A 12,682-nucleotide genomic window follows, 5' to 3' on the forward strand; every position below is an offset into this window, starting at 1 on the left:
ACGCTCAACAGCTAAAGCTCATCGCCCAACGACACCTGCGTGTGATCCAGCGATCACGGCGACGAGTTCGCAACTACTTCAAGCATCGTGAGATTTGCTACGCTGCATAGTAGTTCAGGTACAAGCACGCCGGGTTAATAAATCCTGGCCTCCGTTCTGCCCCAACCGCTAACCGCCAACCACTGCAGGGCGCTAACTAAGTGCCATTGGCCATAAGGGAATTGGCTATCGGTATTGACGGGTAGCCTGATTGACGACGAAGAGCATGGTCTTTATAGACGGGGGGTTGACCGGGCGGCTGGTACGCTCTGTCCGTATGACACTCAAAGAAGGTCAGGGCGCGGCGTGTGCAGGTGGCGTGTTTTCGACAACCTGGTTGGAGTCGGTTGATGGTGCGGGTATGAGCATTCGGCGATTCACTGCGGTCGGACTGAGCGCGCTGGCCGTGTCTTCGGTCAGTTTTGCCGGCGGCGTTCCCACGACGGTCATTGATGAAGTCATCGTCACCGGCCGTTTGGATCGCCTGCAGGGAGCGCCGGTCTCGGCTAGCCAAGGCGTGGTGAGCGACGAGCAGTTGGGCCTGCGTCCCGTGCTGCGCACCGGCGAGCTGATGGAGGTCGTGCCGGGCCTCATCGTTACCCAGCACAGCGGCGACGGCAAGGCGAACCAGTTCTTCCTGCGTGGATTCAACCTCGACCATGGCACGGACCTCGCGACGAGCGTCGATGGCGTGCCGGTCAACATGCCGACGCACGGCCATGGGCAGGGTTATACCGACATCAATTTCGTCATTCCCGAGCTGGTGCAGGCGATCGAGTATCGCAAGGGCACTTACTATGCGGAGACAGGCAACTTCTCTGCCGCTGGCGCGGTGAACATGCGCTATCGGCGCAAAGTGGAGGAGCCGCTGATCGTCCTCGAAGCAGGTGAGGACAGCTACCTTCGCGGCCTGGTGGCAGCGTCTCCCGAGATTGCCGGTGGCACACTCCTGTTCGGGCTCGACTACGCGCACATCGACGGCCCCTGGGTGCTCGAAGAGAACTTCAAGAAGCGCAATGGATTGCTTCGATACAGTCGTGATGCCGGCAACGATGCGCAGCTCAGCATCACCGCTCAAGCGTACGAGGGCGACTGGAGGTCCACGGATCAGGTGCCGCTACGCGCAGTACGATCCGGTGAGATCGACCGTTTCGGCTTCATCGATCCCACCGACGGCGGCTCCTCCCATCGTTACAGCCTGGCTGTGGATTGGACTGGATCGCTGGCAGGAGGAAGCGCCAGCGGATTGCTCTATGCGGTCGACTACGAGCTCGACCTGATTTCCAATTTTTCCTACTTCACCGATCCCGAGAACGGCGATCAGTTCCAGCAGGTTGATGATCGCCGCATCTATGGTGGCGAATGGTCATGGCGTCGGCCGTTCCAATGGCAGGGGCGCGAGCAGTCGTTTGCCGCGGGCGTGCAGGTCCGGCATGACGATATCGGCAAGGTGGGTTTGTATCGCACGATCGCTCGTGAGCGCTTCGACACCGTGCGCGAAGACTCGGTAAAGCAAACGAGCTACTCGGTCTATTCCAGTCTCGACACGCGCTGGACCGATAAGCTGCGCACGACGCTGGGGATCCGCGCCGATCACTTCGAGTTCGACGTTGCTGCGAATCTCATCGAGAACTCTGGCAGCGCCAGCGATTCTCTGGTCAGCCCCAAGCTCGCGGTGGTGCTCGGACCTTGGAGCAAGACCGAATTCTTCTTCAACATCGGTCGCGGCTTTCACAGCAATGACGCGCGCGGCACGACCATCAGAGTAGATCCGGCAGATGGAGTCACACCGGCGGATCGCGTCGATCCTCTAGTGAAAGCCCTGGGCACGGATGTCGGGTTGAGAACGGCGATCGTCCCGAATACGCAGTTCAGCATCTCGCTTTGGAGCCTGGCTCTGGACTCGGAGCTGCTGTTCATCGGCGATGCCGGAACGACCGAGGCCAGCCGTGAGAGCGAGCGACGCGGCTTGGAGATCGCGGCGATCTGGAATCCCATTCGATGGCTGATCGTCGATGCCGATCTTGCCTGGTCCCGGGCGCGCTTCAGCGACTACGATCCCGCTGGCGATCGCATTCCAGGCGCGGTCGAGCGGGTCGCGTCGGTCGGTGTCGCGATCGATCATCCCAGCGGCTGGTTTGGCGGCGCGCGCTTCCGGCACTTCGGCAAGGCGCCGCTGCTCGAAGACAACAGCGTCCGTTCCGATGCCACTACGCTGGTGAACTTTGAGGCGGGCTATCGCTTTGCCAAGAACTACAAGCTCAGTGCGGCGTTGTACAACGCGTTCAACAGCGACGATAGCGACATCACCTACTTCTATGAGTCGCAGCTGGCGAACGAGAGTGAGCCCGTGAGCGACATCCACTTTCATCCAGTGGAGCCTCGCACGTTTCGGGTGACGCTCACCGGAAGTTTCTAGCGGACGGGTTTGGGGGTCGTCTTGCGCTCCTGAAGCCGGATAACAACCAGGGAATCCGATGAGCGCAGCAACCGGGCGTTGGTCTTCATGGCTTGCCTTCAATCTTGCGGCGGTGGGGGCGGCGGTTGGCCTGGGCAGCATCTGGCGGTTTCCGTATCTGGCGGGGACCAACGGTGGCAGCACCTTTCTGCTGGTATTCATCGTTGCCTGCGCGGCCATTGCGACTCCACTGCTGGTCGCGGAGTTCATCATCGGACGCCGAGCACGGCAAAGTCCTCCGGAAGCCGCGGGGCATGTCGCAGTGGCATTTGGTTGTTCGCGATCGTGGAACTGGATCGGTGTGTTGGGCACGGTTGCATGTGTGCTCATCATGTCGAACTACACTGTGATCGCCGGGTGGGTGCTTGCGTATGCATGGAAATGCGCCTCCGGACAGATCATGGGACTGTCCCGGTCGGCCGTGGCTGATCATTTCACGGGCTTTCTCGCGAGCCCGTTGCAGGTGGGCTCGTGGCACATCCTGTTTCTCGCCATCGTTGGCTGGATTTCAGCGCGTGGATTGAATCGCGGCATCGAGATTGCCAATAAAGTTCGCGCGCCGGGATTGCTCATTCTATTGCTGGCGCTGGTGGGCTACTCGCTGGTGCAGGGCGACGTGCGCGGCCTCACCTTTGGGTTCCAGCCCGATTTGAGCAAGCTCTCGGCGCAGCTCGTGCTCGCGGCGATCGGTCAGGCCTTCTATGCCACCGGCGTGGGCATGGCAATCATGCTGGCGTACGGCGCGTATGTGCCGAGCAATGTGTCCCTGGTGCGATCCGCCTTATTGATCAGTGCATCGATCGTGGTCGTGTCGGTGCTCGCCACCGCGATGGTGTTTCCTTTGGTCTTTCAGTACGGATTGAATCCAGCGCAAGGGCCGGACCTCGTCTTCAACGTACTTCCCACCGCGTTCGTGGAAATGCCGGCAGGGCGTCTGGTCGGGACTTTGTTCTTTTTGTTGCTGGTGCTCGCCGCGCTCACACCGACCATCGCGGGCATGGAGCCCATGGTTGCATGGATGCAGCAGCGCCGCGGCTATTCGCGCCTCAAGGCCGTGTCGTTCTCGGTCGCGATCGTCTGGGTGCTGGCGCTGGGCAGCGTTCTGTCGTTCAACGTGTGGCAGACCTGGCATCCGTTGGCGTGGACCTCGTTCTTCGAACACAAGACCGTGTTCGAGGTGGTCGATTTCGTCTCTTCCAATATCCTGTTGCCGATCGGAGCCTTGCTCACCTGCGTGTTCATCGGCTGGCGACTGCCCGCATCGCTGGGCGAGGAAGAGCTGTCGAGCGACGTGCCCGCCCTGCGGCGCGGCTGTCGATTTCTGATCAGATACGTCTGCCCGGTCGCCATCGGCGCCGTGCTCATCGCCGCCCTGTGAGCGTCTCGCTGGTTACGTTTACTTGCGGTGCTCAAACGGCTTCGCGCAAGGACCTGACACCCGTGTCCCCCTGATTCAGCCACTCCCTTGATCATGAAAGGCGGCGCGCTGGTGCGTAACTTGCTCTAGCGCGCTCGAAGCTTGACGTGCTTTTGGACTTCTGGAGCTGTCCCGGCGGCTACTTCACTGGATGCGTGGCGGGAACTCCGTGGGCGCAGGGGGTGCAGCAATGTTTGATTTCGGCTGGCGCTTCAACTCCTCCATCAGCATCTCCACCGCTTTTTCCACGCTGGGGTCGCGGCCGGCGGCAACCAGTTCCGGGCGATCGATCACTTCGACGTCGGGCGCGACGCCGTCATTCTCCACGACCCACTTGCCCTCGGTGTCGATGAATCTGAAGGTCGCCGCCGTGATGGTGCCGTTGTCGGCGAGGCGCGGATTGCCGCTGATGCCAATCAAGCCGCCCCAGGTGCGAGTGCCGATGAGAGGGCCAAGGCCGAGCTTGCGGAAATAGTAGGGCAGTGCATCGCCACCCGAGCCTGCTTGACCGTTGATCAGCATCGCTTTGGGCCCGCGATGGCTCAGGAGGGGAGTCGCCTGTGGATCGAGCCCGCGACTCTTCCAGTAGCTCAGCGGCTCGCGTGCCAGCAGTTCCACGAGGCGATCGGGAATGAATCCGCCGCCGTTATAGCGATCGTCGATGATGAGCGCATCCTTGTGGGAGTACGCGAGCAGGCCCTTGAACATCTCACGGCTGCCCTCGACGGCGGTGTTGGGAACATGGATGTAGCCGATGCGACCGCCGGAGAGACGGTCGACCATCGCCCTGCGTTGTTGTACCCAGTCGGTGTAGCGCAGATCCTGCTCCGAGGCGATCGTTTTCACTCGAACTTCGCGAGCACCTTGCTCGGCAGGCTGGCGATTCACGCGCAATGTCACGACGCGGTCCGCCTTGTTTTCGAGCAATTGAAAGAAGTTGCGGACGCTGCGAGTGTCGACGCCGTCCACGGCGAGGATGAGCTCGCCATCGGCGACATTCACGCCATGCTGGGCCAGCGGTGAACGTGCAGCCGTATCGCCGGAGTCGCTCGGGAAAACTCGTACGACGCGGAAGTAACCGGAGTCATGCGATTCGATTTCTGCACCAAGCAGTCCGCCAGCACGGCGCTCGACTTTGCGCTGGTCGCCGGGCTCGACGTAGACATGCCCCGCATGAGCCTCGCCGGCGATCTCGCTGAACAAGTAGTCGAGGTCGGCACGGCTGTCTACGTAAGGCAGCAATGGTTCGTAGCGCGCCCGAATGGCGTTCCAGTCCTGGCCATGCATGCCCGGGTCGTAGAACCAATCGCGCAGGATGCGCCACGCGTCCACGAACATCTGCCGCCACTCACGACGCGGCTCGATGCGAATCTCCCATTGATCCAGTGCGAGCTTGCCTTTGTCGAAATTGGCTTCGGGCGCGGCGTCGACGATCGAGAACGTTTCCTTTCGACGCAGCAGCAGCTTCTTGCCATTCGCGGACAGGGCGTACGCCTGCACCCCATCGGCAACTTTCTTGAGCTTGTCGTTTTCTTCCTCCAGCGCGATGGTCTGCAGGCTTTGCGGGCCGTCGCGGCCATCGCCGGACAACACGAACACGCCCTTGGCATTGGCTTCCAGCCGGGAGTAGTTGCCGGGAGGAGCCTTCAGCGGCTGAATGCGCGCGCTGAATCCTTCCAAGTCGATCTTTACGACCGGAGTCGGCTTCGGACCTTCCTTTTCCTTGTCGGCCTGCTTCTTGTCGTCGCCTGCATCGTCGATCGCAACCTCATCGCTCTTGTTTGGATACAACGGAGCCTGAGCGACGGTCAGTGGCACCGCATAGATGCGCGTGGCGTTGGTGTAGAGCCAGTTGAATTCGTAGCTGCTGAAAGCAAGGTTGTAGTCGCGATCCGAGAGGAAATACAAATACCGGCCTTCGGGATCGAACACCGGCTCGCGATCCGGCGCGGTGCCATCGGTCAGGCGATAGTTGCGTCGCTCGCTCAGCGAGTGCACCCAGATGGAAGGGTTGGAGGTCTCTGATGTCTTCACATACGCGAGCCAGCGGGAGTCCGGAGACCAGCGATAGTCCGTCAGGTCTTCTCGCGTACTGGAGTCCACGTCGCTGGTGCGGCCGCTCTTCACATCCACGATTCGCAGGCGCTGGCGCTTGTCGCTATAGGCGAGCTTGCTGGAGTCGGGCGACCACACGGGCGGGAAGCGCCAGACGTCGCCGTCATGGGTGATGCGACGTGCTTCCCCACGGCCATCCTGGGAGCGAACATATAACTCGTATTCGCCCGAGGCGTCGCTGAGGTAAGCGATCCAGCGGCCATCCGGAGACCAGGTGACGCTGTGCTCGCGATGGGCGGGCGAGTTGGATACGTTTCGGGGCTCGCCATCCTTCGCTGGAATCGTGAACACTTCGCCACGCGCACCGAACACTGCACGGCTGCCATCGGGAGCGATGCCGAGGCTCTCGATGAAGCTCACGCCCTTGACATACCGGGGCTGGGCCTCCGGAGAAACGCCGGCGAGCTGAATGGACACTTCTTCGGCCTTTGCAGTGGCGGGATCGAAGCGCCAGATCGTGCCGCCGCGCTCGAATACGAGGCTGTCCGGCCCCGCGCTCGGCCAGAGAACGTCGTAGTCGCGGAAGTCGGTGACCTTGGCCGGTTCGCCGCCCGCCGGGCTGATGGCATACAGATTGGCGGTGTACTCGCGATCCGAGACGAAATAGATCGTGTCGCCGATCCATACTGGAAGAGCATCGATCGCACGATCGTTCGTCAGGCGCTGTGAGCTATTTGCCGCCAGATCGTAGATCCACACATCCGGAGCCCGGCCGCCGCGATAACGTTTCCAGGCTCGGAAATCGTTGTCGATCGGCGTGTATACAAACTTGCTGCCATCCGGCGAGAGACTGCCGCTGCCGCTTTCGGGAATGGCGAGCGGACGTTCCATGCCTCCGTCCACCGGCACCAGGTAGGGGCGGCCGTCGCGATTGCTCGAGGGATTGCGGTTGGCGCGCACTACGATGTGACGTCCATCGGGCGTCCAGTCGAGCACGCGATAGTCCGTGCCACCGCGAGGAGGCAGCGGTCCCACATCGTTGTACCAGGTGAGCTGTCGCGGTTCGCCGCCCGTGCTCGGGATCACGTAGACCTGCCGGGTGCCGTTGTATTCAGCCGAGAATGCGATCCACTGACCGTCCGGCGAGAACTTCGGATAAAGCTCCGCGCCCTCGTGCCAGGTCAGATGTTGAGCGGTACCGCCGCTGGCGGGAACGATGTAGATGTCTCCGGCGTGGACGAAGGCGATGCGATCGCCATGGATGTCCGGGTGCCGCAGTATCTTGCTTGGGCTGGCGGCGTGCGCGAGTGACGTGAGTGCCAGGGTTGCGGCGGCTAGGAATCGAATCACGATCGTTCCGTGGCGGAGAATGGGACGGGCACCTTATCGCGAAACGCGGGGCCGTGTGAACACGATCGGCGGGAAAAGCAAACGGCGGGATAGGCATCGGAAGCGCCGTCCTGATTGCGTTCCTTGACGCCGAGCCGGGCCGGGATACGCTCGCACCATGCCTGTCAGCAACGACTATTTCCAATACGTCATCGAACAACTCCATCGCCTGCCGCAGTTGACCTCGCGTCGCATGTTTGGCGCCATGGGTCTCTACAGCAGTGGAGTGTTCTTCGGCATCGTCGACAACGATACGTTGTTTTTCAAAGTCGACGACAGCACGCGCGAGTCCTACACCGCACGCGGCAGCGAGGCGTTCCGACCGTACAAGGATCGACCCGACGTGAGCATGAGCTACTTCCAGGTGCCGGTGGACATTCTCGAGGATGCGGACGAACTGTTGACCTGGGCTCGGGCCGCCGTGCGAGTCGCAGCGGCAATCGCTGCAGCCATGCCTGCTCCGAAAAAGCGGGTCGGCAAGAAGCAGGCCCCGGCTCGCCGACGGCCGACTTAGACTCCTGAGTCGAACGCGTTTGTCCAGGAACGGCGAGGCAGACTCGCCGTGACACAGAGCGACCGTTTCGATTCGCAACGTGCCTCGACTGTCACAGAGCAGCTCAGCTCTTCAGCTGACGCGATAGAAGATGCTGCAGTTGCTACGGCAACTCAGCTATTCAATGACGTCCGTCCCTTGACACTCAGGTGTCCTATCTGCGCGGCGGTCATCCCCGGGGTACGGGGCAGTCACCGAACCTCCTCCCGACGATACTCGACTGCGGACCGGCAGCTGACTTGCCAATTATGCGTTTCGGCTCATGGCGCTGGCCGTGATCTCCAACTATGGGAAGGGCGGTGGACGGCTCCAGTGATCAATGGGATCAGTCAACGGCGGAAGCGCCGGTCGTGCTGACGCCTCTCGATGCGCACTGCAGTCGAAATGATCGCGTTGCCGAATGGTTCGGAAGGTGGCGCAAGTACATTCGGAAGATGCTACGTCGCCGAATGTCGGTGCCCCGAGCTGATATCGATGATCTCGCGCAAGAGGTGTTCCTCCGTGTTCTGCGTTATGGAGACCCTACGGAGATCAAGAACCCGGGAGGATATCTCGCTCGCGTAACAGCCAATGTGGCCAACGAGTGGTGTGGCAAGGCGCGAATGCGCTATCCGCACGACGATTGCGAGCTCGAAGAGTTGCTGAGCGAAGGCAACGATCATCCGGAGATTGCCCTCGCACAGACCCAACGTATGCAACGTGTCCAGGCTGCGATTGCACGATTACCCGCACGAAGGCGAGAGGTTCTGCTCTCGCGCATGGAAGACGACATGACCTGCAACCAAATCGCGGAGCACCTGGGGTTGAGCCGCCGAATCGTGCTACGGGACCTGAATCGTGCGTACGACGTGCTGAGAACGCGGCTCAAACGTGAGGACTTGTAGAAGTCTCGCTGCGCCAGCCGGCGTCCGTATCGTAGGGGTCGGTTGTCCTGGGGCAGGGGACATGCCTCTTTCCGCCGCCAGGTGCCTGCCGCACATCCTGCGGGGCTGAGGTATGAAGGTTGCAACCGACTACCTGAGTTGAGGGGCCGTGGTCCATTCTCGAATCAAAGCCTTGCTTCGTGAGCCGCTGCTGCATTTCCTGCTTCTCGGCACGGCGTTGTTCGTCGCGTACGGCCATTTCAACCAGGATGCTGCCGATGCGGATCCGCAGACCATTGTCGTGGATCGAGACAATCTCCTGACTTTCATTCAATTTCGTTCTCGGGCATTCGATGCCGCCACGTTCCAGCAGGCGTTGGACCGGCTCTCGGAAGAGGAACTGCAGCAGCTCATCAAGGACTATACGCGTGAGGAAGCGCTCTACCGAGAGGCCAAGGCGCTGCAGCTCGACAAAAATGATTACGTGTCACGACTGCGCTTGATCCAGCAGCTCGAGTTCATCACTCGCGGTTTCACGGACGCGCAGGTCGAGGTGACCGAGCAGGAAATACAGCGGCATTACGAGACCCACGAGTCGGAGTATCGGGTCCAGCCCAAGGTGACGTTCACTCACGTCTTCTTCAGCAGCGATCGACACGGTGCGAAGGAAGCTGAGGCGCTGGCCCGCGCGGAGTTGAAGAAGCTGAATGGTGGCCGAGTGCGCTTTGACCAGGCGCCAGGTCATGGCGAGCGCTTCCTGTACCACGTGAACTACGTGGCGCGCGAGGCGGAGGAGGTCGCCAGCCACTTCGGCGAGGACATGCAAACTCAGCTCTTCGCGCTCAAACCCGATGACAAGCAGTGGCGCGGACCGTTTCAGTCACCGTACGGGTCTCATCTCGTCATGCTCACACAGCATGAAGCGGGCTATCTGCCGTCCTTCGACGAGGTGCGAGCAAGAGTCGAGCAGGAGGCGCGTCAAGCGGCAATGGATGCCCGTTTCGAAGAGTCGATCCAGTCGATTGTGGACGCATACGACGTAGAGGTCAGAAGGGAGGCATTCGCCGCGTTGAGCGGCGGCCAAAAGACCTCGGAGAAGGATCAGAAGGCGCAAGCGCAGAGCTCAACGGATGAGGCGAGGCAGAAGGCGTCTGTGATGGGATCTGCGGCACGGACCAACGCAAGGTAGAACGCGAAAACAATGAGCTCGCAGGGTTCTCTTCACGCACCTGGCTGTCCGGCATGATCTGTTCTTTGTACAAGCGGCTGTCGGTCCTGGCGGCGCTGGTTGTAATCAGCGCCTCTGCCGTCGCGCACGAAAGCCGGCCGCTGTACATCGAGCTCGAAGAGACGTTGCCACAGCAATATCAGCTTCAGTGGAAGACTCCACTGTCCATCCCGTACTTCAACACGCCATCGGTCGAGCTGCCGAAGGACTGTACGGCACAGGGCCAGCCGGCGGAGTTCGGTAGCCCCGATGGTGTGGTTCGCCGACTCCGCTATCAATGCGCAAAGGGTCTCGCTGGCAAGGCCATCGATATCGCGTATCCCGGTCCCAATCCCTCTGTGTCGAGTCTCGTTCGCTACAACACCGCGTCGGGGCAGCGGCATATAGCAGTGCTGAGTCCAGAGACGACGAGTTGGACCGTGCCGGCGACGGAGACGGTGTCGGGTGTCGCGCGTCAGTATGCCTTGCTCGGCATCGGGCATATCTGGGCAGGCATCGATCACCTTCTGTTCGTCGTATGCTTGCTGTGGGTCGCCGGCACCTGGCGGCGCATTCTGATCACGATCAGCGGCTTTACCCTGGCGCATTCCATCACGCTCATCTTGTCGGCGCTGCAGATCGTGCGGCTACCCGTTGCTCCGGTCGAGGCGGCCATCGCTTTGAGCATCGTGTTCCTGGCGACCGAGATTGCCAGAGGGCCGCGGCAGAGTCTCACCTGGCGCTATCCGATCGCGGTCTCAACGTCGTTCGGCTTACTGCATGGCTTTGGCTTTGCGGCAGCACTCGAGGAGATTGGCTTGCCACAGACGGAGTTGGCGACGGGATTGTTGTTCTTCAACGTGGGCGTGGAGATCGGGCAAGTGCTGTTTGCCGCAGGCGTGATCGCAGTGATGCGATTGATAGAGCGATTTGTCGCCAGATCTCGTGCGGTGAATGAGGGAGCGCTTCGAACGGTGGCGGGCTACCTGGTCGGTACATTGGCCGTTTTCTGGCTCATCCAGCGTGGTGCCGCGTTCTAGAGCCGAGAGCGTCTCGATGGTTCAGCTGAGACGCCATTCCATGAAGCCGAGTGACGGAATGAGTTTGTGGACGATGACTTCGGCCGCCTCCTCTGGCGACAGCTTGCGGGTATCGATGTGGATTTCCGGCGTGCTCGGTACCTCGTACGGACTATCAATGCCTGTGAAGTTGCTCAGCTGCCCCGAGCGAGCTTTCTTGTACAAGCCCTTCACGTCGCGCGCTTCGGCCGTCTCCAGCGGCGTATCGATATAGATCTCGAAGAATTCGCCCGGGCGCATCATCTGCCGCACCATGTCGCGCTCGGCGCGGAATGGTGAGATGAATGCCGTGATGACGATGAGCCCGGCGTCCGTCATGAGCTTGGCGACCTCGCCGACGCGCCGGATGTTCTCGATGCGATCGGCCTCCGTGAAACCCAGATCCTTGTTCATGCCGTGGCGCACGTTGTCTCCGTCGAGCAGGAACGTGTGACGGTTCATTCGTGCGAGTTTCTTCTCGACCAGGTTTGCAATCGTCGATTTGCCGGCTCCGGACAGACCCGTGAGCCACAACACCGCCGGCTTCTGATTCTTGAGCGCTGCATGATGCTCGCGAGTGATGTCGGTCGTCTGCCAATGAACGTTCTCGGCGCGCCGTAGCGCGAAGTGAATCATGCCGGCCGCCACGGTCGAGCTCGTCATCTTGTCTATGAGGATAAAACCTCCGAGGTGGTGGTTGTCGGCGTACGGCTCGAAGGGGATCTGTCGGTCGGTATGGATATTCGCCACGCCGATCGCATTCAGCCCGAGCGTCTTCGTGGCCAGGCGCTCCATGGTATTTACGCTGACCTCGTACTTCGGCTGTTCAACGGTTGCGGTGACCGTCTGCGTCCCGATCTTCAGCCAGTACGGGCGGCCGGGCAGCATCGGTGACTCGTCCATCCAGACAATCGTCGTCTCGAACTGATCGGCTGTTTGCGCGGGCGCCTGAGCCGCGCATATGACATCGCCGCGTGAACAGTCGATCTCATCGGCAAAGCATAGCGTGATCGAGTCGCCGGCGACGGCTTCCTCGATGTCGGCATCCATGCACACTATGCGCGTGATTCTGGATGTCTTGCCCGAGGGCAGCACGCGGATCGCATCGCCGGGCTTCACGACGCCGCTGGAGATCAGGCCGGCAAAGCCGCGGAAGTCGAGGTTCGGGCGATTGACCCACTGCACTGCCATTCGGAACGGCAGGGCCTGCATCGCTGAGTTGTCGATCTCGACGGTTTCCAGGTGCGGCAGGAGCGCGGGGCCGTTATACCAGGGCATGTTCGGCGACAGTGCCGTGATGTTGTCGCCTTTGAACCCGCTGATCGGCATGGGGACGAAGGTCTCGATGCCCAGGCTCCTGGCGAACACGGCGTAGTCCGCAACGATCTGATCGAACACGGCCTGGTCGTAGCCGACCAGATCCATCTTATTGACGGCCAGCACGACGTTACGGATGCCGATCAGATGGATGAGGTAGGTGTGGCGCCTGGTCTGCACCAGCACCGTAAGCGGTAAGCCTGCGACGTCTTCCCTAGCTGCGATCCTTATGATGTGGCGTCAGGATCTGTGAAGCCGTCCCAAAGCGTGTTCTGCCACCCGGTGATGACGCCATTGTCGTGACACACGGGACAATGCCAGTAGAT

The 12,682-nt window shown here is 61.1% G+C and carries 7 protein-coding genes and 1 pseudogene; 6 read left to right on the forward strand and 2 right to left on the reverse strand.

Annotation, left to right across the window (positions count from 1 at the left end):
- The first annotated feature begins 400 nt into the window (after positions 1–400).
- A complete protein-coding gene (locus VGE08_RS19810; RefSeq protein ID WP_331069649.1) occupies positions 401–2,458 on the forward strand; it encodes a TonB-dependent receptor in 2,058 nt (685 codons plus the stop codon).
- A gap of 58 nt (positions 2,459–2,516) precedes the next feature.
- Positions 2,517–3,875 carry a sodium-dependent transporter gene (locus tag VGE08_RS19815; protein WP_331069650.1) on the forward strand — a complete coding sequence of 453 codons (1,359 nt, stop codon included), beginning with the start codon at positions 2,517–2,519 and terminating at the stop codon, positions 3,873–3,875.
- 183 nt (positions 3,876–4,058) lie between these two features.
- On the opposite strand, the gene VGE08_RS19820 is transcribed toward VGE08_RS19815, so the two are convergent.
- Positions 4,059–7,319, reverse strand: a complete 3,261-nt coding sequence (locus VGE08_RS19820) for a S41 family peptidase (protein WP_331069651.1) — start codon at positions 7,317–7,319, stop codon at positions 4,059–4,061.
- A gap of 157 nt (positions 7,320–7,476) precedes the next feature.
- Between VGE08_RS19820 and VGE08_RS19825 the strand changes: the two genes are divergently transcribed.
- The 4 genes from VGE08_RS19825 (at position 7,477) to VGE08_RS19840 (ending at position 11,021) form a co-directional block, all read left to right on the forward strand.
- On the forward strand, positions 7,477–7,872 hold the full coding sequence (locus VGE08_RS19825; RefSeq protein WP_331069652.1) for a TfoX/Sxy family protein: 396 nt from the start codon (positions 7,477–7,479) through the stop codon (positions 7,870–7,872).
- 326 nt (positions 7,873–8,198) lie between these two features.
- Complete coding sequence (locus tag VGE08_RS19830) at positions 8,199–8,795, forward strand: sigma-70 family RNA polymerase sigma factor (protein WP_331069653.1); 597 nt, start codon at positions 8,199–8,201, stop codon at positions 8,793–8,795.
- Positions 8,796–8,943: 148 nt separating this feature from the next.
- On the forward strand, positions 8,944–9,963 hold the full coding sequence (locus VGE08_RS19835; protein WP_331069654.1) for a peptidylprolyl isomerase: 1,020 nt from the start codon (positions 8,944–8,946) through the stop codon (positions 9,961–9,963).
- Positions 9,964–10,016: 53 nt separating this feature from the next.
- Positions 10,017–11,021, forward strand: coding sequence for a HupE/UreJ family protein (locus VGE08_RS19840; protein ID WP_331069655.1), 1,005 nt, complete (start codon positions 10,017–10,019; stop codon positions 11,019–11,021).
- Between the two features lie 21 nt (positions 11,022–11,042).
- Here VGE08_RS19840 and cysC read toward each other — a convergent pair.
- Positions 11,043–12,542 (reverse strand): annotated as a pseudogene (gene cysC, locus VGE08_RS19845) (adenylyl-sulfate kinase); the annotation flags it as partial.
- Positions 12,543–12,682: the final 140 nt, after the last annotated feature.

The sequence above is a fragment of the Steroidobacter sp. genome (assembly GCF_036406195.1).
Taxonomy (GTDB): domain Bacteria; phylum Pseudomonadota; class Gammaproteobacteria; order Steroidobacterales; family Steroidobacteraceae; genus Steroidobacter.

Bases quoted from the DNA above. Each gene is read 5' to 3' on its own strand.
- VGE08_RS19810 (WP_331069649.1), top strand. From the start codon at position 401: ATGAGCATTCGGCGATTCACTGCGGTCGGACTGAGCGCGCTGGCCGTG.
- VGE08_RS19830 (WP_331069653.1), top strand. From the start codon at position 8,199: ATGGGAAGGGCGGTGGACGGCTCCAGTGATCAATGGGATCAGTCAACG.
- VGE08_RS19825 (WP_331069652.1), top strand. From the start codon at position 7,477: ATGCCTGTCAGCAACGACTATTTCCAATACGTCATCGAACAACTCCAT.
- VGE08_RS19815 (WP_331069650.1), top strand. From the start codon at position 2,517: ATGAGCGCAGCAACCGGGCGTTGGTCTTCATGGCTTGCCTTCAATCTT.
- VGE08_RS19840 (WP_331069655.1), top strand. From the start codon at position 10,017: ATGATCTGTTCTTTGTACAAGCGGCTGTCGGTCCTGGCGGCGCTGGTT.